Source organism: Listeria kieliensis (genome assembly GCF_003369925.1).
GTDB classification, from domain to species: domain Bacteria; phylum Bacillota; class Bacilli; order Lactobacillales; family Listeriaceae; genus Listeria; species Listeria kieliensis_A.
This window is the reverse complement of sequence record NZ_LARY01000001.1, coordinates 1,112,161-1,138,950: the sequence shown is the minus strand read 5'-3', so window position 1 is coordinate 1,138,950 and position 26,790 is coordinate 1,112,161. Positions and strand designations below refer to the sequence as shown.

26 protein-coding genes, 2 pseudogenes, 1 riboswitch and 1 other annotated feature are annotated in these 26,790 nt (G+C 39.8%); of the genes and pseudogenes, 19 read left to right on the top strand and 9 right to left on the bottom strand.

Features of this window, described 5'->3' with window-relative positions; genetic code table 11:
* Window positions 1–125 precede the first annotated feature (125 nt).
* The gene (gene yidD / locus UR08_RS05615) at window positions 126–377 is read right to left on the bottom strand and encodes a membrane protein insertion efficiency factor YidD (RefSeq protein ID WP_115752654.1); all 252 of its coding nucleotides are present in this window, start codon (window positions 375–377) and stop codon (window positions 126–128) included.
* A 70-nt stretch (window positions 378–447) separates the two neighbouring features.
* On the opposite strand from yidD, the gene ytkD reads away from it, so the two are divergent.
* Genes ytkD through UR08_RS05600 form a run of 3 tightly spaced genes read left to right on the top strand, consistent with a single transcriptional unit; the run spans window position 448 to window position 2,133 of the window.
* Complete coding sequence (ytkD, locus tag UR08_RS05610) at window positions 448–933, top strand: RNA deprotection pyrophosphohydrolase (protein ID WP_115752733.1); 486 nt, start codon at window positions 448–450, stop codon at window positions 931–933.
* Between the two features lie 27 nt (window positions 934–960).
* Window positions 961–1,203: a DUF2584 domain-containing protein gene (locus tag UR08_RS05605; RefSeq protein WP_115752653.1), complete on the top strand. Its 243-nt coding sequence runs from the start codon at window positions 961–963 to the stop codon at window positions 1,201–1,203.
* 15 nt (window positions 1,204–1,218) lie between these two features.
* Window positions 1,219–2,133, top strand: coding sequence for an L-lactate dehydrogenase (locus UR08_RS05600; RefSeq protein ID WP_115752652.1), 915 nt, complete (start codon window positions 1,219–1,221; stop codon window positions 2,131–2,133).
* 41 nt (window positions 2,134–2,174) lie between these two features.
* On the opposite strand, the gene UR08_RS05595 is transcribed toward UR08_RS05600, so the two are convergent.
* A complete protein-coding gene (locus tag UR08_RS05595; RefSeq protein WP_115752651.1) occupies window positions 2,175–2,450 on the bottom strand; it encodes a hypothetical protein in 276 nt (91 codons plus the stop codon).
* A 114-nt stretch (window positions 2,451–2,564) separates the two neighbouring features.
* Here UR08_RS05595 and UR08_RS05590 point away from each other — a divergent pair, with 114 nt between their 5' ends.
* From UR08_RS05590 to UR08_RS05570, 5 genes are all read left to right on the top strand, one after another.
* Window positions 2,565–2,960 carry a thiol-disulfide oxidoreductase DCC family protein gene (locus tag UR08_RS05590; protein WP_115752650.1) on the top strand — a complete coding sequence of 132 codons (396 nt, stop codon included), beginning with the start codon at window positions 2,565–2,567 and terminating at the stop codon, window positions 2,958–2,960.
* A gap of 36 nt (window positions 2,961–2,996) precedes the next feature.
* A complete protein-coding gene (locus tag UR08_RS05585) occupies window positions 2,997–3,275 on the top strand; it encodes a DUF3116 family protein (RefSeq protein ID WP_115752649.1) in 279 nt (92 codons plus the stop codon).
* 85 nt (window positions 3,276–3,360) lie between these two features.
* Window positions 3,361–3,461, top strand: a riboswitch (SAM riboswitch).
* Window positions 3,462–3,567: 106 nt separating this feature from the next.
* Window positions 3,568–4,770 carry a methionine adenosyltransferase gene (metK, locus tag UR08_RS05580; protein ID WP_115752648.1) on the top strand — a complete coding sequence of 401 codons (1,203 nt, stop codon included), beginning with the start codon at window positions 3,568–3,570 and terminating at the stop codon, window positions 4,768–4,770.
* A gap of 143 nt (window positions 4,771–4,913) precedes the next feature.
* Window positions 4,914–6,779: an asparagine synthase (glutamine-hydrolyzing) gene (gene asnB / locus UR08_RS05575; protein WP_115752647.1), complete on the top strand. Its 1,866-nt coding sequence runs from the start codon at window positions 4,914–4,916 to the stop codon at window positions 6,777–6,779.
* A 164-nt stretch (window positions 6,780–6,943) separates the two neighbouring features.
* Window positions 6,944–7,939, top strand: a complete 996-nt coding sequence (locus UR08_RS05570; RefSeq protein ID WP_115752646.1) for a choloylglycine hydrolase family protein — start codon at window positions 6,944–6,946, stop codon at window positions 7,937–7,939.
* Between the two features lie 70 nt (window positions 7,940–8,009).
* Here the strand turns inward: UR08_RS05570 and mnmM are convergent, their stop codons facing one another.
* Both mnmM and mnmL read right to left on the bottom strand, forming a co-directional pair.
* Window positions 8,010–8,570, bottom strand: a complete 561-nt coding sequence (gene mnmM, locus UR08_RS05565) for a tRNA 5-(aminomethyl)-2-thiouridylate-methyltransferase MnmM (RefSeq protein ID WP_115752645.1) — start codon at window positions 8,568–8,570, stop codon at window positions 8,010–8,012.
* Window positions 8,567–9,523, bottom strand: a complete 957-nt coding sequence (gene mnmL / locus UR08_RS05560) for a tRNA modification radical SAM protein MnmL/YtqA (RefSeq protein WP_115752644.1) — start codon at window positions 9,521–9,523, stop codon at window positions 8,567–8,569. Before mnmL ends, mnmM begins: the two co-directional genes overlap by 4 nt.
* Window positions 9,524–9,666: 143 nt before the next feature.
* Here mnmL and UR08_RS05555 point away from each other — a divergent pair, with 143 nt between their 5' ends.
* The gene (locus UR08_RS05555; protein ID WP_115752643.1) at window positions 9,667–11,076 is read left to right on the top strand and encodes an amino acid permease; all 1,410 of its coding nucleotides are present in this window, start codon (window positions 9,667–9,669) and stop codon (window positions 11,074–11,076) included.
* A gap of 34 nt (window positions 11,077–11,110) precedes the next feature.
* Window positions 11,111–11,300, top strand: a binding site (T-box leader).
* A 92-nt stretch (window positions 11,301–11,392) separates the two neighbouring features.
* Complete coding sequence (leuS, locus tag UR08_RS05550; protein ID WP_115752642.1) at window positions 11,393–13,804, top strand: leucine--tRNA ligase; 2,412 nt, start codon at window positions 11,393–11,395, stop codon at window positions 13,802–13,804.
* A gap of 56 nt (window positions 13,805–13,860) precedes the next feature.
* On the opposite strand, the gene UR08_RS05545 is transcribed toward leuS, so the two are convergent.
* The 5 genes and pseudogenes from UR08_RS05545 to UR08_RS13090 all read right to left on the bottom strand — a co-directional run.
* Window positions 13,861–14,631, bottom strand: a complete 771-nt coding sequence (locus UR08_RS05545) for a sugar phosphate isomerase/epimerase family protein (RefSeq protein ID WP_115752641.1) — start codon at window positions 14,629–14,631, stop codon at window positions 13,861–13,863.
* 3 nt (window positions 14,632–14,634) lie between these two features.
* Window positions 14,635–15,579, bottom strand: a complete 945-nt coding sequence (locus UR08_RS05540) for an aldo/keto reductase (RefSeq protein WP_115752640.1) — start codon at window positions 15,577–15,579, stop codon at window positions 14,635–14,637.
* A gap of 17 nt (window positions 15,580–15,596) precedes the next feature.
* On the bottom strand, window positions 15,597–16,319 hold the full coding sequence (locus tag UR08_RS05535) for a glucosamine-6-phosphate deaminase (RefSeq protein ID WP_115752639.1): 723 nt from the start codon (window positions 16,317–16,319) through the stop codon (window positions 15,597–15,599).
* A 16-nt stretch (window positions 16,320–16,335) separates the two neighbouring features.
* Window positions 16,336–17,133: pseudogene (locus UR08_RS13095) on the bottom strand (PTS transporter subunit EIIC); the annotation flags it as partial.
* A 75-nt stretch (window positions 17,134–17,208) separates the two neighbouring features.
* Window positions 17,209–18,321: pseudogene (locus UR08_RS13090) on the bottom strand (BglG family transcription antiterminator); the annotation flags it as partial.
* A 435-nt stretch (window positions 18,322–18,756) separates the two neighbouring features.
* Between UR08_RS13090 and rpsB the strand changes: the two are divergent.
* The 9 genes from rpsB (at window position 18,757) to UR08_RS05480 (ending at window position 26,715) form a co-directional block, all read left to right on the top strand.
* On the top strand, window positions 18,757–19,515 hold the full coding sequence (gene rpsB, locus UR08_RS05525) for a 30S ribosomal protein S2 (RefSeq protein ID WP_115752637.1): 759 nt from the start codon (window positions 18,757–18,759) through the stop codon (window positions 19,513–19,515).
* 82 nt (window positions 19,516–19,597) lie between these two features.
* Window positions 19,598–20,488, top strand: a complete 891-nt coding sequence (gene tsf / locus UR08_RS05520; RefSeq protein ID WP_115752636.1) for a translation elongation factor Ts — start codon at window positions 19,598–19,600, stop codon at window positions 20,486–20,488.
* Between the two features lie 1,390 nt (window positions 20,489–21,878).
* A complete protein-coding gene (locus tag UR08_RS05515) occupies window positions 21,879–22,172 on the top strand; it encodes a WXG100 family type VII secretion target (protein WP_036071444.1) in 294 nt (97 codons plus the stop codon).
* 60 nt (window positions 22,173–22,232) lie between these two features.
* Window positions 22,233–22,502 (top strand): TIGR04197 family type VII secretion effector, encoded by a 270-nt coding sequence (locus UR08_RS05510; protein WP_133296334.1) that lies wholly within the window; start codon window positions 22,233–22,235, stop codon window positions 22,500–22,502.
* On the top strand, window positions 22,492–22,872 hold the full coding sequence (locus UR08_RS05505) for a hypothetical protein (RefSeq protein ID WP_115752634.1): 381 nt from the start codon (window positions 22,492–22,494) through the stop codon (window positions 22,870–22,872). Before UR08_RS05510 ends, UR08_RS05505 begins: the two co-directional genes overlap by 11 nt.
* Window positions 22,859–24,322: a glycohydrolase toxin TNT-related protein gene (locus UR08_RS05500; RefSeq protein WP_165849948.1), complete on the top strand. Its 1,464-nt coding sequence runs from the start codon at window positions 22,859–22,861 to the stop codon at window positions 24,320–24,322. Before UR08_RS05505 ends, UR08_RS05500 begins: the two co-directional genes overlap by 14 nt.
* Window positions 24,323–24,339: 17 nt before the next feature.
* A complete protein-coding gene (locus UR08_RS05495) occupies window positions 24,340–24,936 on the top strand; it encodes a hypothetical protein (RefSeq protein ID WP_115752632.1) in 597 nt (198 codons plus the stop codon).
* Window positions 24,937–25,598: 662 nt separating this feature from the next.
* Complete coding sequence (locus tag UR08_RS05485) at window positions 25,599–26,063, top strand: hypothetical protein (protein ID WP_115752631.1); 465 nt, start codon at window positions 25,599–25,601, stop codon at window positions 26,061–26,063.
* Window positions 26,064–26,280: 217 nt separating this feature from the next.
* The gene (locus UR08_RS05480; protein ID WP_115752630.1) at window positions 26,281–26,715 is read left to right on the top strand and encodes a GNAT family N-acetyltransferase; all 435 of its coding nucleotides are present in this window, start codon (window positions 26,281–26,283) and stop codon (window positions 26,713–26,715) included.
* Window positions 26,716–26,790 lie beyond the last annotated feature (75 nt).

Below are 26,790 nucleotides of genomic sequence, written 5' to 3'. Positions count from 1 at the left end.
AAAAATAAATCGTAATCACTCCGATTTATTATCCGTTATTGATCTTACAGGAAAAAAAGTGGAAAAGCAAGTGTTTTCTGTAGAAAAAGAAAAACTGCCTGCTGGAAGACAGTTTTTGTGCTATATTAATGATGGTGATGTTCAGAATGGGAACTGGATTTTTTTGGCGGTACAGGATCAAACCCACCTTTATGAAAGGGATGGCATTTTAAAATTCGCCGAATGGTTAGATAGCTTCCTTTGAGCGCTCCATGTGTTTGTATCGCTTCGATGCCGTATTCTGAACAAGTGGGCGAAAATCGACAAGAAGGTGGCGTAAGCTGTGAAATGAATTTTCGATATATGCCAATCAAGCCGACTAAAAATTTTTTAAACACGAAATTCACCTTCTAAAATTTACTAAATTAAGCTTATCATATTTTTGAAAAAAAGAAAGGAACGATGATTGTGTTTGTTTATCAAGATGCTTACGGGAATGATGTGAAAATTCATTTTGTGCAGTCAGAAGAGGAACAAAAAGATGTTCTTGTGATTCCACATTACAAAGGAAAGTGGCTTTTTACGGAACACAAAATTCGAGGACTTGAGTTTCCAGGCGGAAAAGGGGAAGCTCGTGAAGATAATTTTGCAACAGCAAAGCGGGAACTAATGGAAGAAACCGGTGCGATTCCAGGTGAATTTCTTTTTGTGGCTGATTATGAAGTGCTAGCGCCCGATCGTCCTTTTACGAAACGCGTTTTTTTCTGTGAAATTAAACAAATCGAGCTGAAAAATGACTATCTGGAAACAGCGGGACCTAGGCTTATCAAGGGACATTTGCGAGAAATCGTTCAAGAGGAAGGGTTTAGTTTTTTTATGCGCGATGCGGGGATGCAAGAAATTTTAAGAAGACTTGACGACTTGCTGGGCAAAAATGGCGATTTTCTGCTATGATAGAAAATAAGAATTGGAGGGATCCTGATGGGAATGCAGCTTGAAGTGAATACGATGGTCGTAACAAAAGGAAACGAAGAAAGAATCGGAGAAAACTTATTCAAACTCGAAAAAGCGGGCTACCGAATTTATCCACTGGATATTGAAATCGAGCTTCGCAAAACAAAAGAGGGTGAAACAAGCGGCATGGTAATCCCGCGTAAAGTTGTCTGGGAAAACGATGTAACGCTGCTTACATATGAACTTGTTTCGCTAAATTCAAGCAACTAAGAGGAGGCAATGAAAATGCAACAGAAAGTTGGAATTATTGGATGCGGTCATGTTGGCTCGGATGTCGCTTTTTCACTCGTCACACAAGGAATTTGTTCGGAACTTGTTTTAGTGGATCAGAATACGGAGAAGGCAAGCAGTGAAGCCATGGAGCTTCGAGATATGCTGTCTGCAACGCGCTCTTATACGAATGTTGTTTCGGGTGGCTATGAGTTGTTGCACGATGCAGCTGTTATCGTGATGGCGATTGGACCTACAACGTTACTAGAAAAAGATCGAATGGAAGAATTAAAAGAGACAAGCGAAGCTGTTCGTTCGATCATTCCCAAAGTCATGCAAACAGGTTTTAATGGGATTTTTATTAATATCACAAATCCATGTGACGTTATCACACAGATTATTGCAAAGGAAAGTGAACTTCCGAATAGACAGGTGTTTGGAACAGGAACCTCGCTTGATACGATGCGGATGCGAAGTGCACTTGGAGAGCATTTTCAGGTTTCGCCTAAAAGCATCTCGGGATACGTGCTCGGTGAACATGGGGAATCTCAGTTTATCGCTTGGTCGGGCGTTGAGGTTGGGACAAAGCGAGCCCTCGAGTTGCTTTCTGCAGAAGAACAAGTGGAATTTAAAGAAACGGTGCGAGCTCGCGGTTGGAATATTTTAATGGGAAAAGGCTGGACGAGTTTTGGTATCGCGACAGCTGCTGCCCGTCTTGTTGCGATTGTGCTTGATGATGCGCGTGAAGTATTGCCTGTTTCTGTTTATGATGAAAATGAAGAAGTGTACGCCGGACGACCAGCAGTTATTGGCCGAAACGGCGTTTGTCAGATTTTACCACTTGAACAGTTAACGATAGAAGAAGAAAAACGTTATCAAGAATCGTGTGCTGTTATTCGGCAAGCTTTTTCAAACGTTTATGCGAAGTAATGAAAAACCAGACAGAAATTTTTCTGTCTGGTTTTAAAATTTTAAGCTTGTTCTTTTTTACGCTGAATCAATCGAACGAGACTAATGACAAGTGAACAAATATATTCGCCGAAACTAGCGAAAAAGATTGCGATGGCAATTTCGGTTTGTTTCAGCCCACCGCCATAAAAACTGATAAAGAAAATAATGCCACTTGCAATTAATCCAACTGTGGCTAAAAAATATTTGAACCATTCTAGTTTGAAGACGAATTCAAAAAGTAGCATGGCTACAATAAATCCGGCTAAAAGAATTAGAGTAAGTATAAATAAACCCATAATTTAACTCCTTTATTGCTCGAGTGCGAACAAATTCTATTTTTAATATCCTTAATCATACCACAGGTTTAAAAATATGATAAGAGGAAAAATACGAAGGAGGAGGTTTTTATTGTGCGATATCGAGTTTTATATGATGGAAACTGTTCTTTTTGTAAATGGGTGAAAGGTTATGTGGAAAGGTTAGATAAACGACATTTGCTCAACTTTGAAAAGCTTCAAGAGGATAGCGGAATTTATTTTAATCAAACGGATTTACTAAGAGAGCTTCACGTTGTCTCTGAAAATGGTCGGATTTATCGAGGGTTCTCTGCGATTCGGCGTATTTTAAGGACGCTTCCTGCAATCAAGTGGGGAGCTGTCCTTCTTTACTTGCCACTTGTCCCGATTTTAGGAGAATGGATTTATCGTCTCGTTGCACGGAACCGCGGGAGAATTTGGCGCTTTATTCAAAAAACACGTAGAACTTTTCAAATTTTTTCAAGAAAAAACCGCGCGTTTCTTGTATAATAAAAAAGAATCTGGAAAATGAAAGTGTGTGAAAGAATGCGGTTACCTTTTGAAGTTGCTTTTCAAATCATTGAAAATGTTTATCGAGGTTCGTCCAATATGAATGAACTAATTAATGATCGTGCAAGAAACGGGGGAAGTGCCCTCGCTAATAAGACGGATTTTTTGCTGGCCGTTTATCAACTTGAAGAAGTCGGTTTGCTTTTTCGCTACCGTTCGAACGATGGCATTCGCTACATTCGAACGGAAGAAGGCGAGACGTTTTATGCACACTACCAAAAGGTGAATCAGGAAGACTGGCCAAAATTCTTATGATGGCGCGGAGGGATTTCCCCTTGATTTTCGTTTCGTAAACCAGTATACTAAAGGTCAGTTAGTTGAAAAACTACAATATGAATATCTCTTATCCAGAGCGGTAGAGGGACTGGCCCTTTGAAGCCCAGCAACCTACACTTGTTGTAAGGTGCTAACCTGAGCAGGAATTTTCCTGATCGATGAGAGTGAAGGTAATGAAATGATACGCCTTTTCTCTATGCGCAAAAACTTAGAGAGAAGGCTTTTTTCTTTGCTGCACGCGAATGGTAGAGAATAAAAGGAGGATACAAGAATGACTGCAAAGCGTCATTTGTTTACGTCAGAATCTGTTTCTGATGGGCATCCGGATAAAATTGCCGATCAAATTTCGGATGCAATTTTGGATGCGATTATCGCAAGAGATCCGGATGCGCGCGTGGCATGTGAAACCACGGTGACAACAGGACTTGTACTTGTGGCTGGTGAAATTACAACGTCGGTTTATGTGGATATTCCTAAAATTGTGCGGGAAACCATTAAAGAAATTGGCTATACTCGTGCGAAGTATGGCTTCGATGCAGAAACTTGTGCTGTATTGACGGCAATTGATGAGCAGTCCCCAGATATTGCACAAGGGGTAGATGAATCGCTTGAAGCAAGAAGTGGGGAAGAAGATGAAGATGCTCAAATTGAAGCGATCGGTGCTGGAGATCAAGGCTTAATGTTTGGCTTTGCGACGGATGAAACGGAAGAACTTATGCCGCTTCCGATTTCGCTTGCCCATAAATTAGCAAGAAAAATTGCGGAACTCCGTAAAGAGGGAACGCTGGATTATCTTCGTCCCGATGCGAAAACGCAAGTTACGGTGGAGTACGATGAAGAAAACAAGCCTGCAAGAATCGATACGGTGGTTATTTCAACACAACATCATCCGGATATTGCTCAAGAAACGATCGCAAAAGATATGCATGAACAAGTCATTCAAGCGGTCATTGATCCTGCTTTGCTTGATGAAAAAACCAAATATTTTATTAACCCAACTGGCCGATTTGTAATTGGTGGTCCACAAGGAGATGCAGGACTTACGGGTCGGAAAATTATCGTCGATACTTACGGCGGCTATGCTCGTCACGGAGGGGGCGCTTTTTCTGGAAAAGATCCAACAAAAGTGGACCGTTCTGGGGCTTACGCGGCTCGCTATGTGGCTAAAAATATTGTTGCTGCGGGACTGGCTAAAAAAGCGGAAGTACAGCTGGCTTATGCAATCGGAGTTGCTCATCCTGTCTCGATTTCAATCGAAACTTATGGAACGAGTGCTTACAGTGAAAAGGATCTTACAGAAGCAGTACGTGCAAATTTTGATTTGCGACCAGCGGGAATTATCAAAATGCTTGATTTACGACAACCAATTTATCGTAAAACAGCAGCATTTGGACACTTTGGACGACACGATCTCGACTTGCCTTGGGAACGAACTGATAAGGTCGATGATTTAAAACGCTTTTTAGAAAAATAAAGGAAAGGAGACGCCAGCGTTTGTTTGGCGTTTTCTTTTTTGAGCGTAGCAATTCACCGTGCAAAGCAGGCCGCTTTATGTTATGATAATCTTTGTGTAAAACTGTGAATTAATGAAAAATCAGATAGAGGAGAAATGTCTCAATGTGTGGATTTGTAGGATGCGTTCATGACCGCATTGCTGAAATTACAGGTGAAGAAAAACAAACGTTTAAAGAAATGAATGATATGATTACTCACCGTGGACCAGATGATGAAGGGTATTATACGGATGAGCATATTCAATTTGGTTTTAGAAGACTGAGTATTATTGATGTTGAAAATGGTCATCAACCGCTTACGTATGAAGATGAGCGCTACTGGATTATTTTCAATGGAGAAATTTATAACTATGTGGAATTACGCGAAAAGCTGAAAAATGAAGGTATGACTTTTGAAACGGAAAGTGATACGGAAGTTATTATTGCGACCTATGCGAAATATAAAGAACAAGCAGCTTCCTATTTGCGCGGAATGTTTGGATTTGTGATTTGGGATAAACAAGAAAATAGCGTTTACGGAGCACGTGATCCGTTTGGAATTAAGCCATTTTTCTATGCAGAAGAAGACGGTAATTTATATCTGGCTTCTGAAAAGAAATCTATTCTTCATGCGCTTAAGAACCAAAGTCTAGATGAAGTTTCACTACAAAACTACATGACTTATCAATTTGTTCCAGAACCTGACACACTAACAACAGAAGTGAAACGTTTGCTTCCAGGCCACTACTTCACAAAAAAAATTGGCGAAGAAATGGCATTTACGCAGTACTACAAACCTGAATTCGCGCCTGTTCAAAAATCTGAAGATGCGTTTATTAAACAAATTCGTGACGTTTTATACGATTCCGTTAAGGTGCATATGCGTTCGGACGTTCCTGTAGGTTCGTTCCTTTCTGGTGGTATTGATTCGTCAATCATTGCTGCAATTGCCAAGGAATATCATCCGGCGATTAAAACGTTTTCTGTTGGTTTTGAACGTGAGGGTTTCAGTGAAATTGATGTCGCGAAAGAAACCGCTGATAAGCTAGGGGTAGAAAACATCAGTTACGTGATTACACCAGAAGAATATATGAAGGAGCTTCCTAAAATTGTTTGGCATATGGATGATCCGCTTGCAGATCCTGCGGCGATCCCACTTTATTTCCTTGCACGTGAAGCAAGAAAACAAGTAACCGTTGCGCTTTCCGGGGAAGGAGCTGACGAATTTTTCGGTGGTTATAATATTTATAACGAACCGAATTCACTTTCGATGTTCAACAAAATGCCGGGTGTCTTTAAATCCATGCTAAGTGGCGTTGCTAAAGTGATGCCTGAAGGGATGCGTGGTAAGAGTTTCCTTGAACGCGGAACAACACCGATGGAAGAACGCTACATCGGAAATGCCAAAATGTTTACAGAAGCTGAAAAACGGATTTTACTTCCACGCTATGAAGAAGGTCATGATTATACGAATATCACGAAGCCGTTTTATGAGGAAACAAAAGGGTATAACCCAGTAGAACGGATGCAATACATTGATATTCACACGTGGTTGCGTGGTGATATTTTACTGAAAGCTGACCGGATGACGATGGCGCATTCACTTGAAGTTCGTGTGCCATTCCTTGATAAAGAAGTTTTTGAGGTAGCTAAAGAAATTCCAGCTTCACTGAAAACAACGAATGGGACGACCAAATACATTTTACGGAAAGCAGCTGAAACTTTTGTTCCAGAACACGTGCTTAATCGTCGTAAATTAGGTTTTCCTGTTCCAATCCGTCATTGGTTAAAAGCAGAAATGAACGAATGGGTTAAAAATATTATTCATGAATCGGCTACAGATCATTTGATTAACAAGCAATATGTACTTGGTTTGTTAGAAGATCACTGTGCTGGAAAACATGATTATAGCCGTAAAATTTGGACGGTTGTGATCTTCATGATTTGGTATTCTATTTATGTAGAAGAAAAATACGATTTTACTAAATAAACATAGCGTGTTTTAAATAAGTCGATAGCCTTTGTTGCTGTCGGCTTATTTTTTTTGTTTTAAGGGGATTAAAAAACCAATATTTTCGTTTTGAAACGCGCTTTTTTGACTCAGAAAGGCCAGAAAACGGGGTAAAGAATAAGCATAAAGGAGGAATTAAATTTATGTTAGGATGTAGCAGTTTTACATTTGGAACAGAAGACAATGCGCAATTTTTATCAAGAACAATGGATTTTTCGATGTACACTGACAGTGGGGTTGTCATTGTACCACGAAACTATGAAATGGAAGTTAGACAAAATGAACTTCGCAAAGGAAAGTATGCCTTTTTAGGAATGGCGGCATATAAATTACAATTTCCTATTTTTTATGATGGAATCAATGAGAAAGGCTTGGCAGGTGCAACACTTTATTATCCAGGTTTTGCGACTTATACCGAGAAAAAAGATGCAAGAGGTGGCGTAAATCCGCTTCGAGTAGTGAGCTATATCTTAGCAAATGCTGGCTCGTTAGATGAAGCGATTGCGCTTTTTGAAACGATTGAGATTATTAACGAAAGCAATTCCATTTTAGGGGTTGTTCCACCGCTCCATTATATCTTTTCAGATGGAACAGGACGCTCGATTATTGTTGAACCTGATGCAGATGGCATTAAGATCCATCAAGATACAGTCGGCGTGATGACCAATAGCCCCAATTACAAATGGCATGAAGCCAATTTACGCAACTATATTGGCGTGAATCCAAGATCCAAAGAACCGATCCAAACCACAACAAAAACGTTTTCACCATTCGGACAAGGAAGCGGTACTTTTGGTCTCCCTGGGGACTATACGCCACCGTCTCGTTTCTTACGGACCGCTTATATGAAATTTTATGCAAGCGAGCCTAAAAATGAAATTGATGGGGTTACGCAAATATTCCATATGTTAGCTCCGGTTGAAATTCCAAAAGGAGCCGTGATTCATCAAAATGGACACAATGATTATACTGTCTATATGACAGCGATGTGTACGACTTCTCTACGCTATTATTTCTGTGAATACGATAACCGCAGAATTAAATGTGTCAGCTTACATCAAGCTGATTTGAATAATGAGAAGTTAGAAATTTTCCCACTGACGATGAAACAAGAAATTGAGTTTTTAAACGCTGATTAGAAACTGCCTGAAATACCACTTATATGTAAAAAGGCCCGAAAAAAGGAGACTTTCCTTTTTTCGGGCCTTTTTAACGTTTTTCAATGGCCACAACAAATGGTGGTTGATTACGCTGATTGATAAAACCATATTGCAATACGCTAAATTTTTCTTGGGGGAGAAGGGAAACATAATTTAAGACCGCTTGCTTTTCAAGTTTTCCTGCGTCGTGGCCGTGATAGATCACCAAAACGACAAGGCCCCCCGGGACGAGTTTTTCAAGTGCGGCAGCTATGCTTTTAAGCGTCGATTCTTCAAGGGTTGTAATCGATTTATCGCCTCCCGGCAGGTAGCCGAGATTATAAATGACCGCTCGTACAGGTTCACTGACATCGGAAGCTATTTCTGTATGACTCTTTTTTAAGAGCACAACCTGATCTTTGCAAGAAGCTTCGCCAAGTCGCGCTTGCGTATTTTGAATGGCGGCTCGTTGGATGTCGTAAGCGTAAACCTTGCCATTTGGTCCAACGAGCTGCGCAAGGAAAAGAGTATCATGACCATTCCCACAAGTGGCATCAATGACAATATCCCCTGGAAAAACGATTTTCTTCAGGAGCTGATGGCTAAAGGAAAGAACGCCTTCTAAATTCATACGTTCACCTTGGCGAATTTTTTCCCTTGGTAACTATCTCGCCAAATTAGTTCTTGATCGATCGCATTTAACACTTCAAATTTATTTAAGCTCCACATCGGGCCAATTAAATCATCCACACCGCCGTCTCCTGTGATTCGGTGAATAACCATTTCAGGCGGCAAAATCTCAAGTTGATCACAAACGAGCTTCACGTAATCCTCTTGCGTTAAAAATGTTAAATCGCCGCGTTTATAATCTTCCACCATTGGCGTACCACGAAGCAAGTGGAGCAAATGAATTTTGATTCCTTCTACACCGCTTTCCGCCACTTTTTTAGCTGTTTCAAGCATCATTTCAGGCGTTTCTTTCGGAAGGCCATTAATAATATGGGTACAAACGCGAATGCCTCGCTCTTTCAGTTTACGCACGCCTTCAAGATAGCAATCATAATCATGGGCGCGATTGATTAACTTCCCTGTTTCATCGTGAGCCGATTGCAAGCCGAGCTCTACCCAAAGATAAGTTCGTTCATTTAATTCCGCAAGATAATCCACGATATCGTTCGGAAGGCAATCGGGACGTGTCGCAATGGAAAGCCCGACGACACCTTCTTCTTTTAAAACCACTTCATATTTTTCACGGAGCACTTCAACGGGAGCATGGGTATTCGTAAATGCTTGGAAAAAAGCGATATATTGGCCGTTTTTCCATTTATGGTGCATCCGGTCGCGAATTTCAGCAAATTGCGCGGATAAATCAAAATTCCGATCACCAGCAAAGTCGCCTGATCCAGCGGCACTACAAAATGTACAACCACCACGTGCAACAGTGCCATCTCGGTTCGGACAATCGAAGCCGCCATCAAGCGCGACTTTAAAAATCTTCATGCCAAATTCTTGTCTAAGCGTGTAATTCCAAGTGTGATAGCGTTTATTATCGAGACTATAAGGAAATGGATTTTCTTTCTTCAATTTTTTTCAGACTCCTTTAAATTCATTGCTTCTAGTTTACCATATATTTAAGTTGACGAATAAAAATAATTTTGATATTATAATTACACTTTCACTTGGTAAAGTGCTAATACACTAAAATATAAAAAGGAGTGCATACACAGATGACAAAGCAAAGAAAAATGGGCTTTTTCGTATTAACAGCTCTCGTGATCGGAAACATGGTGGGATCTGGGATTTTCATGCTTCCGAGACAAATGGCCGAAGTGGCAAGTCCGCTTGCGACATTACTAGCTTGGATTTTCACTGGTGCCGGTGTCCTCATGATCGCGCTTGTGTTCGGCAACTTAGCCGTCAAACGACCAGATTTAACAAGCGGTGCACAAAGTCATGCGTATGCCTTCTTTAATCGTCCAAAAGCTAAACAAATCGCAGGTTTTATTGCCGTATGGAGTTACTGGGTGGCCAATTGGGCTGGGAACGTCTCGCTCATTACCTCTTTCGCTGGCTATTTATCCGTTTTTTTCCCGATTTTAAATAGTCGCGATTCTTTTGTGAAAATCGGGGGATTTACGATTACAGAAGGTCAGGCGCTGACCTTCGCCGTATGTACCGTCTTACTTTGGGGCATTGCCTTTATCATTTCAAAAGGCGTAAGTGGAGCAGGGAAAATCAATTTATTGGCAACAATTGCGAAAGTAGGGGGCTTCTTCCTTTTCATCATTATTGCCGTTTTTTCTTTCCAATCTGCTAAAATGGGTGCTTTTTATCACCCGGTTTATAATAGTGCTGGTTTAAAAGAGGGTCTACTTTCACAAGTAAATAGTGCTGCGATTGTGACGCTTTGGGCGTTCATCGGAATCGAATCAGCTTTGATGTTTTCTGGTCGCGCAAAGTCTGGCAAAACCGTTCAAGCAGCCACCATTACAGGACTAGTTGTTGCAGTCATGCTATACAGCTTAATTTCCATCTTAGCGTTAGGACTTATTCCAAAAGAAAAACTGATTGGTAGTGCAAGTCCGCTCGCAGATGCATTAAATTCGGTGATCGGAAGCGGCGGTTCTGCAGTTATGGCGGTTCTTGCTTTAATTTGCTTATTTGGGTCTGCGATCGGTTGGGTGATGATGAGTGCAGAAGCTCCTTATCAAGCAGCGAAAAAAGGAATTTTCCTTCCGTTCCTAAACAAAGTGAATAAAAATGGCACCCCGATTCGTTCGCTCGTGCTTACTTGTCTTGCTTCGCAGTTCTTTATTTGTTCCACGCTTTCCGGTGATATTGCGGTAGCTTATGATTTCGTTGTTAAAGTTTCTACGCTTGCTTTTTTGATTCAATATTTTATTTCACCTATTTTCCAGCTGAAACTCGTGGTTACGGGAAGTACTTATGAAAGCTCGAAACCCATCAAGCGTGTGGTTGATGGAATTATTGCTATTCTAGCTTTAGGCTACAGCCTGTGGATCATGAAAAGCGGCACTGAAAATTTAACAATTTTCCTTCTAAGTGCAGGTCTCTTCCTTGTCGGTTTCTTGCTTTACCCGCTGATGAAAAAGCAACCGGTCTTGCCAAAAGAGTAGAAATCAGCTACAATAGTTCTTAACCAAATATGAAAACGACTAAAGGAGTAGTAATCCAAAACTTGGGAAATAATAGAGAGTCAGCGGCTGGTGGAAGCTGATCGATAAGTTGGATGAACTTGCCTTTTTATAAATCGTACGTTGTCCGCGTTAAGGATCAAGAAGTTGAGTGAAGTATTCACTAATTTGGGTGGTACCGCGGGAGAAAACCTCTCGTCCCATGGCTGTTCTAGCTATGGGACGAGAGGTTTTTTGCTTCTTGTTCAAACGATTCGTTTTAGTTTTATGAATGAAGAAGAAAAGGAGAGGACAGAAGATGACTTTTAACCACAAAGAAATTGAACCAAAATGGCAAAAAATTTGGGATGACAAAGCAACTTTTAAAACAACGGAGGATGCGTCAAAAGAAAACTTTTATGCTCTAGATATGTTTCCCTATCCTTCAGGTGCAGGACTTCACGTGGGGCATCCAGAAGGCTATACAGCGACGGACATCTTGTCACGCATGAAGCGAGCGCAAGGCTATAACGTCCTTCATCCAATGGGATGGGATGCGTTTGGTCTCCCTGCTGAACAATATGCGATTGATACGGGAAATGACCCAGCCGAATTTACGGAAGAAAACATTGCGAACTTTAAGCGACAAATTAAATCGCTTGGTTTTTCTTATGACTGGGATCGCGAACTGAATACAACAGATCCTGACTACTATAAATGGACACAATGGATTTTTGAAAAACTTTATGAAAAAGGGCTTGCTTATGAAGCAGAAGTGGCTGTTAACTGGTGCCCGGCGCTTGGAACGGTACTAGCCAATGAAGAAGTCATTGATGGGAAGAGTGAGCGCGGCGGTTTTCCTGTTTACCGTAAACCTATGCGGCAGTGGATGCTTAAAATCACGGCTTATGCTGATCGTTTGATTGACGATTTGGAGCTTGTAGACTGGCCAGAAAATATCAAAGACATGCAACGCAACTGGATTGGTCGCTCGGAAGGCGCAGAAGTTAGCTTCCAAGTGGATGGTCGCGGCGAACAAATTGACGTTTTTACAACTCGTCCAGATACGCTTTTTGGCGCAACATATGTGGTTTTAGCACCTGAGCATGAACTAGTCGAACAAATTACGACTGCAGATCAAAAAGAAGCTGTCGAAGCTTACAAGAAGCAAGTCGAACTAAAAAGTGAACTCGAACGAACGGATCTAGCGAAAGAAAAAACGGGAGTGGCGACAGGGGCATATGTGATCAATCCTGCGACAAACGAAAAAATCCCCGTTTGGATTGCTGATTATGTGCTGATTCAATATGGGACGGGTGCTGTTATGGCGGTGCCAGGGCACGACGAACGCGATCACGAATTCGCCAAACAGTTTAACTTGCCGATTCTTGAAGTAGTAAAAGGGGGCGACGTCGAAAAAGAAGCTTATTCCGGTGACGGAGTCCATGTAAATTCAGGTTTTCTTGATGGGTTAGACAAAGAGGAAGCAATTCGTGTCATCTCGGAATGGCTTGAAACGGAAGGAGCTGGGAAACGGAAAATCACGTACCGGTTGCGTGACTGGCTCTTTAGCAGACAGCGTTACTGGGGAGAACCGATTCCTGTTATTCACTGGGAAGATGGAGAAACAACGCTTGTCCCTGAAGAAGAGCTGCCACTCCTTCTTCCAAAAACAACGGAAATTAAGCCATCTGGCACAGGGGAATCACCGCTTGCAAACTTGGAAGATTGGGTGAGTGTGGAAGACGCTTCTGGCAGGAAAGGACGCCGTGAAACCAATACGATGCCACAATGGGCTGGGTCAAGTTGGTATTTCCTTCGCTACATCGATCCGCACAATAAAACTGAAATTGCGGATAAAGAAAAGCTTCGTGAATGGCTTCCGGTAGATGTCTATATTGGCGGGGCTGAACATGCAGTACTTCACTTGTTGTATGCGCGCTTCTGGCATAAATTCTTATATGATATTGGCGTGGTTCCAACAAAAGAGCCATTCCAAAAATTGTTTAACCAAGGTATGATTCTTGGGGAAAACAATGAAAAAATGTCGAAGTCGCGTGGAAATGTGGTGAATCCAGATGAAGTCGTAGAGAAATACGGAGCAGATACTTTGCGTCTCTATGAAATGTTTATGGGACCGCTTGATGCTTCAATTTCTTGGAGTGAAAACGGACTTGAAGGAGCACGTAAATTCTTAGACCGAGTTTGGCGTTTGTTTGTCAGTGAAACAGGCGAATTAGCACCAAAAGTCGTTTCTGAAAATGATGGCAAACTTGAAAAAGCTTATCATCAAATGGTGAAAACCGTGACGCAAGACTACGAGGGACTTCGATTCAACACAGGGATCTCTGCACTCATGATTTTCGTGAACGAAGCTTACAAAGCGGAAACTGTTCCGCGTGAATATGCAGAAGGCTTCATTCAGTTACTTGCTCCGATTGCGCCGCATGTTGGAGAAGAAATTTGGTCGATTCTTGGACATGAAGAATCAATTTCCTACGAAGCGTGGCCACAATTTGATGAAAGTAAACTTGTAGAAGATGAAGTAGAAATCGTCTTGCAGGTCAACGGAAAAGTGAAAGCGAAAGCGGTCGTTTCGAAATCAATGCCAAAGGATGAGCTTGAAAAATTTGCACAAGCAAACGAGCGAATCCAGGCTGAAATTGACGGAAAAACCATTCGCAAAGTCATTGCAGTTCCTGGAAAACTAGTCAACATTGTTGCTAACTAAAGAATAAAAAACAATCAAGCGCGTGCCCGCTAATGGACACGCGCTTGATTGTTTTTTTAAAAGTAGGCTTTTAAGGCAGTAAGACTTTGAGCTAGACTATCAAACATATCCAATTTACTTTGATCTTGCTCGATGCAATAATACTCCACGCCATGCTCGTTGCCCCACTCGATGATCGCTTTAAAATCGACCGTCCCTGATCCAATTTCAGTGAGGTTGTGAGCCATATCTGTGATTTCAAAACCTGGAAGAAAATCTTTCATATGAATAATGGGAGCTCGTCCAGAGTAACGCTTCACATATTCAACGGGATCCACATTAGATGCGCTAATCCAGTAAGTATCCGGTTCTGCATAGATGGAAATGCCACTAACTGGATCTGTGATATAATCCATCAGCATACGCCCTTCAACTAACGTTGTAAAATCGTATTCGGGATTATGGAGCCCAATTCGAAAACCAAGTGGAGCCAGTTTAAGCGCCGCGTCAATCAACGTTTGCTTCGTTTTCACGTAGCCAGCTGTATGTTGATCTTCTTCTTCAATATACTTGTCATAAATGGTTTTACAATCAAACAAGTAAGCTTCACGGATAATGCCATCGAGGTCATTTGAAAAGCGCTCATGCTTAATGTGCATCCCGATCACTTTCAAGTTATATTTTCGCAAAGCGGATGCCACACGTTCCGGATCATTTCCGCGCATTCCATCAAGCTGAACATAGCGAACGCCGAGCTCACTTATTTTTTTAAGCGTTCCCTCTAAATCCCGTTCCATTTCCTTACGAACCGAGTACAGTTGAATAGCGATTTTGTCTTGCCAAGCCATGATTTATTCCTCCCGTAGGTCAAGCCAGTTGACTTGAGCTTGTGTTAGTTTTAAGCGCGAAGCCTCATAAGATGATGCTAGTTCCTCCAGCGTTTCTGGCCCAATGACAGCAGCAGTTGGGAAACTTTGATGTAAAACGTAGGCGAGTGAGACTTGGATTGCGGATACACCGAGCTTAGCGCCGAGTTTTTTAGCACGTCTGTAGCGCTCCCAGTTCGCATCACTGTAATAAACTTCCACCATTTCCTCATCATCTCGGTTTTCAGGGCTAAAACGTCCAGAGAAAAAGCCACCAGCTTGGCTCGACCAAGAGAAGAGTGGGAGATTCGTTTTTTCATGCCAAAGAATCATTTCATCATTTGCCGAGACGCAATTTTCCCAGCGCGGACGATTTACTTTTGGCAAGCTTAAATTAGGACTATTAAAGCTAAGTGGCGTTAAGCCATTTGCTTGGGCATATTCATTTGCTTGGATAATCCGGTCGAGTTCCCAATTTGAAACGCCGATCGCAAAGGTGAGACCGCTTTCCACTTCTTTATGCAAAGCTTCCATGATCTCTGCAACGGGAACGGTTTCATCATCCCGATGTAGGGCAAAAAGCTCGACATGATCCGTTTTTAGCATTTCTAAACTTGTAGCTAAATCTTCGTGGATCGCTTCTGATGTTACACGCGGGACATCTAAGGCACCGCGGACGGGGTGAGCGCCTTTTGTTTGAATGATGACTTTGTCGCGATTTTTGCGGCTTTCCATCCACGCACCGATTGCTTTTTCACTATGACGGTAATGCCTTGCTGTATCGAAGGTATTTCCACCAAGTTCGAAATAACGATCGAGAATTGGAGCTGCGTAGTCCATATTGTCGATACGTAAGAAATCTCCTGCTCCCATCACTAAGTTGGCACATTCAATGGGTCCATGTTTTCCGTTTACTGTTATTTTTTTCATGTTTTTCTTCCTTTCTTTTATACAAGTGATCCGGCTGCTTCATCGACAAAGAACTGAGCATTCTTAGCTTTCTTCATGAAAGTAGCTGGAATTTGTGGGGTAGGTTCAGTTTCCACCGTCAATTGGATGATCTCTGCTTTCTTAGTCCCCGTTGCGAGCACGACGATTTCTTTGGAAGCTAAGATTTGTTTCATGCCAAGTGAGATTCCTTGTGTAAGCGGCAAGTCTTTTTCAAAATATTTACTCATGACTTGTTTAGTCACGCTATCAAGCTCCACAACGTGTGCATTTAAATCAATTTGAACGCCGGGTTCGTTAAAACCAAGATGACCGTTCATTCCAATGCCAAGTAAAATAAAATCAATTCCGCCTCGTTTATCTACAAATTGATCAATTCGGTCGCATTCCTCGGCTAAGTCTTCAGCTTTGCCGTCGAAGAAACAAATGTGTTCCTTCTTTAAACCTATAAGTTTATCAAATAGTTGTGAAAACAAAGTAGCTCGACAACTTCCGGGTGTTTCTAGGCCAAGCCCAACCCATTCATCTAGTCCAACGAAATAAGCTTCACGAAAATCAATTTGACCAGTCTTACTGCGGCGAACGAGTTCTTGCATCGTTTGAAGTGGGGTATCACCACCTGCGATACAAATCAGTGCATCTTTTTTAACGCTTAAAAGAGTTTCAACGCGATCACAGACGGCATTTGCTGCGGCTAAATCTGTTTTGAATTTTTTTAACATCAATCTATTCAACCTCCTAGAAATCAAGATCAAGCGCGTCATGGGCCGCTTGACGTTCAGATACTTCAGCTTCTTGTTTGACTAAGCTTCGTTCATACATTTTGAAGAATGGGTAATACATCAGTACAGCGGCTGCGAGTACAAAAACAACAAGAATGATCGCGCGCCAGTCCATCGTGGCTAAATATTGCGCCAGTGGAATCGGCGTTCCGCCGACGTTTGCAATTGGTGGACGTACCCAACCTAGATGAAAGACGAACCACTGTAAAACAGCGAGAATCGGTGTTCCAAAAACGAATGGAATGAACAGGTACGGGTTATAACAGATTGGAAGTCCAAACACGACGGGTTCAGAAATGGTGAAGACGGCAGGGACAACAGAAGCTTTCCCGACGGCTTTCAGTTCGCGTGATTTACTGAAAAGTGCAAGTAAGACAAGGGCACCTGTTAAACCGGAACCAGTGAATCCCATGAAATAGTCCCAGAAGTTTGGCGCGAAAACATGGGGGATTGGTTCACCTGCTGCATAAGCTGCGGCATTTGCTCCGAGATATTGCGTCATAAATGGCATGACAAAGCCAACTAAAATGGCATAACCGTTTAAACCAATAAACCAGAATAACATTTCAAAGAAACAAATTAAGAACACCGCATAAGGCGTATCAATACTATTAATGGCTGGCGCAAGCATGGTTGTAAAGGCTTCTGGAATAATTTGCCCTTTGGTTAAAGCTTGGACGCCAATGCTTAGTAGCACGGAACCAAACAAAATAACGACAAGTGGAATGATAGCTTCAAAGGTTTGGGCAATGCCTTCCGCGCAGACGATCAATAAGCTCGGACGCAAGTGTGTCTCTGTTTGCCGCCTTTTTAATTCAGAAGCGAAATAAATGGCCAAGAATGAAACTTCTTGTGCGCTTACGACGAAAGAAAACTGCTTTTCAAGCTGTTCGCAAGCTTTTTTGGTTGCGAGAAAGAGTTCTTTATTGTCCCGCATAAAATCACTGAAAATAGGATTATGTGTTGTGATCCCAGCTTTTATGCGATGGATCATTAAGCCGATATGCGAAGTGATTTGCGTGAAGAAGGGGGCTTCTTCAGAACAGAAATCAAGATGATAAATCGCTCCCATCGCTTTACAAAGCTCATAAGAAAATTGAATCGCTTCTTTTGAATTTCTCGCGCTTTCGGCATTCTCAACAACGCTTATCATGGAACTGAGGGCAGAATCGTATTCGCTACCTTGATTTTGCCAATTGGCATAGCTAAAGTTTGGCTGCTTGAGGTGGATTTTAAGAAGGACCGTTAAAATGGTTAAGTAGAGCTGATCGTCCACAGTGCGTTTCAATTCGGCAAGCAACATCTCCGTTTCTTGTGCGGCTTGTTGTAAAAAATCAAGTTCAAAGAGGTTGTAGAAAAACAGCTCTCCTTTTTTAGATAGGGTTTGCTCGGACTCTAAGAACTGGTAAAATTCTCGGATATTAATGGCTTTTAAGAATTTTCGAGCAAATAAGGTGCATTTTGTGAGCACGTCGCCGGAAATACTGTAACCAATACGCGGTTTATGGCTCAGGGTAAGATCGCTTAAAAAGATTTCACCTTCAATCGCACGCAGGTAGTTCAAAACAGATGAACGAGAGATAAAGAGGGTTTGTTCAAATTCATGGATAGCGATATCTTTTTCTGAGAGCAACAGTTTTAATAAAATGAACTGTTCGATTTCGTTTGCCGCATATTTGTATTTTTCGGGCGTGATTTGCCTCTTAAACTTGGCAAGAATTTCACCGATGGCACTCCGGTTTTCAATGATAATCCCTTTTTTGGAATGACGCGTGAGTTTTTGAATCTGATTTTCGTTTAAAAACGTATCAATCTTTTCTAGACTATAGCGAATTGTTCGCTCTGAAATGGTTAACGAATCGGCGATATCTTTTATTTTGATAAAATTATCTTGTGTTAATAGAAAATCTAGGATAAGGATACAGCGCTGATCAAGCTTCATCTTAGTCACCTACCAAACTTTAAAATTAGCTTACCTTTAAAATAAAACGCTTTCAATATTGTTTGTAACAAATTTTGTCGTGAACTTTTTCCAAAAATATTTATTAGAAAAAAGGAATTGAATGCAAAAAGAAAGCTCGGTCAAATGACCAAAGCTTTTTTGAAATGACGTTTATGTAAGGTATGTACTTATTTTCATTATAAGTGAACGCGAGTTTCTCGGCAATATCATCTGAGTTTTATGCAGAAGGAGAGGGTAGAAGTGTTCATGCAAACCATTTGACGAATTATGAGTGTTTGTGCTATAGTTAAGGGCAGTGTTAATACACACGTATGGTGACGAGTGAAAGGGTGCTTAACTTTTAAGTCTTTCATTTGAAGGACCCATGCGGAGGGCGGATTTGTCCGCAAAATAAAACCAATAGGAGGGAATAACATGCCTGTTATTTCAATGAAACAATTGTTAGAAGCTGGTGTACATTTTGGACACCAAACACGCCGTTGGAATCCTAAGATGAAGAAATACATCTTCACGGAACGTAACGGAATTTACATCATCGACCTACAAAAAACGGTTAAAAAAGTAGACGAAGCTTACAACTTCATGCGCGAAGTAGCTGCTGACGGAGGAACTATTCTTTTCGTTGGTACTAAAAAACAAGCGCAAGAATCTGTTAAAGAAGAAGCAGAACGTTCTGGCCAATACTTTGTAAACCACCGCTGGTTAGGTGGAACACTTACAAACTTTGAAACAATCCAAAAACGTATCAAACACCTTAAGAAAATCGAAAAAATGGAAGAAGACGGTACTTTCGAAGTTCTTCCTAAAAAAGAAGTTGTTCTTTTGAAGAAAGAACAAGAAAAACTTGAACGTTTCTTGGGCGGAATTAAAGATATGAAGGGTCTTCCAGATGCACTTTTCATCGTGGATCCTCGTAAAGAACGTATTGCGGTTGCAGAAGCTCGCAAATTAAATATTCCGATCATCGGTATTGTAGATACTAACTGTGATCCTGATGAAATCGATTATGTTATCCCTGCAAACGATGACGCAATTCGTGCCGTTAAATTGCTTACTGCAAAAATGGCTGATGCGATCATCGAAGTGAACCAAGGTGAAGAAAACGTAGAAGCACCTGTTGAACAAACTCAAGTTGAAGAAACAACTGAAACTGAAGGAACAACAGAAGCTTAATTTTGTTGAAATACACAAAAAGGTGATAAGAGGTTATGCTTATCACCTTTTTTAAAAGTACTTTATTGGAGGGAAATAAAAAATGGCAAATATCACAGCTCAAATGGTAAAAGAATTGCGTGAAAAAACAGGCGCTGGAATGATGGATTGTAAAAAAGCGTTAGTTGAAACTGACGGCGATATGGAAAAAGCAATCGATCTTTTACGTGAAAAAGGAATTGCAAAAGCTGCGAAGAAATCTGACCGAATTGCTTCTGAAGGAATGACACATGTAGTAAGTAACGACAAACATGCGATCGTTCTTGAAGTAAATGCTGAAACTGACTTTGTAGCGAAAAACGACAACTTCCAAGAACTTGTTGAAAAACTTGCAAACCACTTGTTAGCAGTTCGTCCAGCGAGTCTTGAAGATGCGCTTAAAACTGAAATTGAAGACGGTGTAACCGTTCAAGAATATATTACAGAAGCGATTACAAAAATTGGTGAAAACATTTCACTTCGTCGTTTCGACATCACTGAAAAAGGTGAAAACTGTGCGTTTGGCGAATATATCCATATGAACGGACGTATTGGTGTTGTTGTTCTTCTTAACGGCACAACAGATTCTGCTGTTGCGAAAGATATTGCAATGCATATTGCTGCAATTAATCCAAAATACATTTCTCGCGAAGATGTAGACGCAGAAGAACTTGCACATGAAAAAGAAGTATTAACACAACAAGCGCTAAACGAAGGAAAACCTGAAAACATCGTTGAAAAAATGGTAGAAGGCCGCTTGAAAAAATGGCTAAGTGAAATCTCCCTTCTTGACCAACCATTCGTTAAAGATCCAGATATGACTGTTGGTGAATACGCGAAGAAACACGGTGCAACTGTTGAATCGTTCGTACGTTTCGAAGTTGGCGAAGGAATCGAGAAAAAAGAAGATAACTTTGTTGAAGAAGTTATGAGTCAAGTTAAAAAAGATCAATAAGAAATTTTGATTTTTAATAATTTGTGAACCCCGCTATTCCAAACGAATAGCGGGGTTTGTTTTTCAGAAAATCACTAAAAAGGAATAAAAGTAAAATCATTCGGGGATTTTTATTTGTGACAGTACACGAGCAAAGGCAAGCTTTCTAGCATCTATGGGAATCTAGATTTAAGTATGTGTTCAACTGCTGCTTTGGATCGAGTGAAAAGCATTAATATTCATCAAGTACACCTAACCATCAAAGCCAACGGGGGACAAAAGCCAGATCGTCAGTACGCAGAAAAAGGTGTGTTCACTGCTAATACAAGAGTAGCTATCAAGTACTCACTGCTTGTTAAATCGAAATAAGTCGCTCGTTTAACACGTGGAGAATCTGTTCACTATAGCAAAGTCGCCTTCTCAAATGGATTTTTTTGGGTGCACAGTACCACCGTTTAAAAGGTCGGATTGCCAGGTAAAACTAGTACAGATAATACTATGAACACTGAAAAGTACGGAACATTTAAATAAATAGAATTGCCTTGCTCATAAGGGTGAGGCTTTTTTCTTTTGAAAAGTGATTAAATGAAAAATAGACTTGCTTTTCCCTTACTTAAGAATTATTATGGAATTTAGAAAAGAACCATCAGAATTGAAGTTCTGCTAGGAACAAGTACTGCGATTACGAAATGTCGGAAAAACTTCCGAGGTTTTAGAGGTATGTTATTCTGAATGGTTCCAAAACAGCTCCTTTTGCTCTAAGTCTAGAACGTTGAGTTTTAGAGGTATGTTATTCTGAATGGTTCCAAAACATATAATAAATCACGTTGCACAGCCCACAAGTTTTAGAGGTATGTTATTCTGAATGCTTCCAAAACACAAAATGAGCCGCTTAAGGGCATTAACTAGTTTTAGAGGTATGTTATTCTGAATGGTTCCAAAACGTCAATTGCGGAAGCAATGCAACTCATGCTGTTTTAGAGGTATGTTATTCTGAATGGTTCCAAAACTTTACACTCATTCAATTCCCTCACTTTCATGTTTTAGAGGTATGTTATTCTGAATGGTTCCAAAACTGTAGGTAACGGCATACGCTACAAGTTCGGGTTTTAGAGGTATGTTATTCTGAATGGTTCCAAAACTAACTCCTTTTGAAACCTGTGTGGGCGCATGTTTTAGAGGTATGTCATTCTGAATGGTTCCAAAACCGTTGATAGTAGCGGGGACACAGATTGCATGTTTTAGAGGTATGTTATTCTAACTAGCTTTAATTAAATATTTTGAGCTCTTTTCTTTTGAGAGAAGAGCTTTTTTATGTAAAAGTTCACAAAGCGTTCACAGACAGAGCTTTAAGGTTGTGCTATATTGAAAATTGAAAGAAAACAATACATAATATAGGAGATGAATCAACATGTCTGGACAAATCAGAATGACCCCAGCTGAGTTACGTGATCGCGCCAAGACTTATGGCACAAGTGCACGTGATATTGAGCAAATGTTACAACGCTTATCCCAATTACAGGAACAACTTCGGAGCGAATGGGAAGGACAAGCGTTTGCGCGTTTTGATGACCAATTCAACCAATTAAAACCAAAAGTAACAGAATTCGCAAATTTGATGGATCAAATCGAGCAACAACTTCAAAAAACAGCGACAGCGGTGGAAGAACAGGATCAACAACTTTCTCAAAACTTCGGGTTTTAAGAATGAAAAGGAAGGTGGTATGCTGCGGTGCATATCACCTTTTTAAAAGGAGTTGATAAGATGAAAGAGGAAATTTTAAATGATTCAAAGGTAGCCAAAGACTTTGCCGATCATTTTCAAAAGCAAGCGGATATGGAATTCAAACCAGTTGTTCAAATTGATTATTCAAGTAGTCCAGCTGTGAAAGATATCAAAAAAATTTTGAAGCATTCAGAAGCAATTGTGGAAAAATTTTCTACACAAGTTCAAAAAGATAGTCAAACTATCCAAAGCATCAGTGATGCACTCGAAAAGATAGATGCAAATGAGGCGAAAAAATATGGGGGATAACGAACAAACTGATCAAGTAATTCGTCTAAAGAAAGAATGGATCCAAAAAAATGAAGAATTGTCAGATATTGAAAGGGAAGCCCGTGAAGTCGATCAGCTCTCGGAAGAACTTGCGGATTGGACAAGGAAAGAACGGCAGCTAAGAGAAGAAGTTCTTTTCTTTAGTGAAGGAACTAGGGCGAGAAAGATTGAAGAGCAGCGAATGGATCAGTTATATCATGAAGAGTTAGGCCATCGTTATCTTTTTCTGGATATAAAAGAGAGTTACGTGGCATGTATTCAAAAATTAAAACAAGAAGTTTCCATGCTTGAAAAAGAGTATCAAATAGCTCAAAAGAATGAAATGAGTGATGATTATGCCAAGAATTAGTAAAAGTGAATTGTCATCTGCGAAAGAAATGACTCAAAAATCGAGATTAGAGATTCTAAACAAATTTGGAAAATTTGAAACGGAAGTAAAAGATTTTGAAGGAACTAACAAATTAAAAGGAAAGAGCTGGGATTCGGCCAAACAACATTTCGGTGAATATCTTCCGATTTCAGATGGTATTTTCAATGCACTAGCTGACTTCGGAGAACGTTTTGAGCAGTATCTCGCTTCTTTTGAGAGCGAAGTCGGGTCTCCTAAAAACAAATTAGATACAGCCGATTTAGAGGACTTAAATGATCGTTTAAAAACCGTTAAAGCTTCGAAGGCGCAAGTGCTTGAAATAATGAAAAGTAAAATTACGCAATCGTATGTGGCAGGGGGTTATTCTGGATCCGTTGGGCAGAGCTTTGACAATGCCATGGAAGATATTAATAAGGATATTCAAATTTTAGAAGATTATCGGCGTTTTGAATCAAGCCATGCTTCTGACTTCTCAACAGTCAGTGAAACATGGGACAATATTGATACCTATCTGGATCGTTTGAAAAAAGAGGGGGGATACGATGCTTCTTCTAATACGTATCCATCGGTTGACTTTAGTCAAGAAAAGTTTTATAAAGAATTAAGCAGTTATAATGCGAGTCAGAAGGATCATTATGAAGTGCAACGTATCGCCGTCAAAACGGATCATGGCTACACCTATGAGTATCGGATGTATAAAAATGGACTTTATGATCCTGAAGCTACGGATAAGTTTAATCAATTGCAGAAAAAAGCAGAGATGGGCCAAGCAGTAGATTTCTTTAAAGAGGTTGTAGGAATCAATGATTATATTCGAATGGTGGATGGCATAGATCCATTAACAGGTAAAAAGATCACGAATAATGAGCAAGCTATTTCGTCCTTGATGTTTCTTCTAACGGTCGTGACAGAAGCCACTGCTTTGAAAGTCTTGAAAAATTTTAAAAAAGGGAAAAACATATTAGACGACATAGATCTAAACAATGAACTGCCCAATCATATGAAAAAATGGGATTACCCGCCAAATAAAAATTTATACTCTAAATATGAGAAGGTATATAAAAACCCTAAATACTATGATCAAGAGACAGGAAAGTTAAACTGGCCTCCTAATAATGGCTTTGAGGGAACTCCATATGAGAGAATAACTCAGGTGGGAGAAATTTTTGATCGTTATGGTGAACCAAGTGGAGAATTTTTAGCAAAATATGGCACACCATTTGAGCAGCGTGCTTTAGCGCCTCATAGTGAAACAGCTAAATACTATCAATATAAAGTTGAAAAGATTTTTAAAATCGTTGAAGGAAAAGTTGCACCATATTTTGATCAGCCAGGAGGCGGTACTCAACTGTATGGAGTAACTCCAAAGGGAAAAATTTTGACAGTTGAAGAATTGCTTAGAAAAGGATATCTAGTACCCATTAATTAGATAGAGGAGTGATGAGGGTGTTTACAGTAGAAAACTTAAAAACTTTTTTGGGGGGAGAGAAATATTATATCCGAGAAAGTAGTGAAGGTATTGAAGTTAGAACTAAAGCGAAAGGGATTGTGGATCAGGAAAATGGATATTTCTTAAAAGAAGAAAAAAGTGTTTTTAATCTTTTTCGAATTTCAAGAGATAGTAGATATAAAATATTAATGTTGCAAAATATAGGACTAGCTATATTTTACTTAGGAGTTCGTGCAAAACTTAGCAATATAAATTATCCTCAGATTGGTGATATTCATAACATCCAAGAAGCTGAAGAAGTATTAAATTCTAATGGATTAGAAAGCTATTCGTTACTATCTCTTTCTCCAAGTTCTGTCTGTCTTTATCAAAAGGGATCTATGTTTATAGTTAGCTATGTGAATGAAAATAATAAGGAGTTTCTAATTAGTGATGATAATCCCACTTTTACATTAGGCGTTCGAGTATTAGCAAATTATACATTAATATATGATTCTTTTAAAAAGTATATAAAAATTTGTGACATAGATATAGATTATAATTCAAAGGATTATGATACAGTTATTAGAGATTTATTCGATATTGAAGAATGATCAATAACCTTAGCGACTCTCGTATTCCTATTGAAATTAGCTACTTTATACAATGAAAATTACAAAGTAGGATGATTATAAATAGTTTTATTTTAATATAGCAAGGAAGCGCAAAATGAAAATCACAGGTGGAAGTTCTTATATTAAATTTGATTTAGAAAATGGTTATACGTTAAAAGCTGAAGGAGAGATGCTAGTTGGTGGAAAATTTGTAGTATATAAAAGGATGCACTGAAAAAGTGGGAACCTCCACACGAAAGCTAAAAATTAACAGATGAAGAAAAAGAAGCAATTATCACTGAAGTATTAAATAATGTTTCTGAAAGCACTGTTCAGATAATGTTTGACTAACATTATGTGGAAAGGTACTAACTAGTAAGAGCAAACTTACTTAAAAAGGCACCTAGAAGAACGCCAATAAAGCTCTGAAGGATTTGTAAAACCGTTCGGGGATTTTAAAAAATATGATGCTATAAATCTTGATAATAAGTCATTTGTTTTGAAATGTTATGAGCCAAGTTAAAAAAGATCAATAAGAAATTTTGATTTTTAATAATTTGTGAGCCCCGCTATTCCAAATGAATAGCGGGGTTTGTTTTTTCGGGGTATTTCATGCTATATTAAGTCATTATACAAAGTATATTCTACAGGAGTTGGCTAACATGAAAAAAAGCAAAAGGATCTTTTTCATAGTTCTTACTTTGATTATCGTTGGAGTACTCGGATATACAGGATATATTTATTTTAAGACAAATCAGGCGAATCGCGAGATAGATCTAGCTATTCATAAAATGAAGATACCAGAAAGTGAAATTATTGTTATAGAAAAGCCAAAGTATAATGCGGAAGTGTTTGGAAAAGAATGGTTTACCAAGGTGATCACGACTAAAAAAGATTATCAAACATGGAAAAGTATCGTGAAAACAAACCATGAATTTTTGAATGGGGAAAAACTAACAAGCGAGAATATAAGTAAATTAAATTTTGCTAGCAATTGTGAATTAACATATTCCTTCACTTATGAATCGGTGAATAAATCAGTTGAGGCTGATCGTGCATATGGTGATAATTCTGCTACCAAGAAGCAAGAGGATGCTTATTTTGCTTATAAAGTTTCAAAGAGATAATTGCTTTCAAATCCGAATAAAAATAGTCTAAGCTAAACCCCTAACAAAAGTTGGGGTTTTTGTTCGGATATTGACTTGATGAAATATCATATGATCTGCTGTTTGTATTTTACTAATAAAGAAACGAATTATATACATAAAAATCGTCTCCATACTTGCGATTCCTGCTCAATCTGTTAAGCTGAATGAAGATTCAAGTATGTTTTGAGGTGATTAGGTGGACAAGGAACGGGCTAGCGCGGCGGATTATCCCAAATTGCTTTTTATCTGGGAGGAATCTGTAAAGGCGACACATGATTTTTTGAAAGCGGCTGACTTTGACGCACTGCGAAGGGAAATCCCCTCGTTTTTCCCAAGTGTAGAACTTTACTGCTGGAAAGTGGAGGGAGAGACGATTGGTTTTACGGGGCATGCGGCGGAGCATCTGGAAATGTTTTTTCTTTCTCCACGTTTTAGAGGGCGTGGATACGGCTCCGAAATTTTACAGCAATTAGTTAAGACAGAAGGAATTCGCTTTGTGGACGTGAATCAGCAAAATAAAGCAGCGTATCATTTTTATGAGAAAAATGGGTTTGAAGTCTATGGGAAAAGTGAAAAAGATGGGCAAGGAAGAGATTATCCAATCCTACATTTAAAATGGTCTAGTTTATAAATAGAACTTTTTTGGCTTTTTCATAGAAAATACTTTTGTAATTGCTGGTTTTTTAGTAAAATGGATACTGGTGGA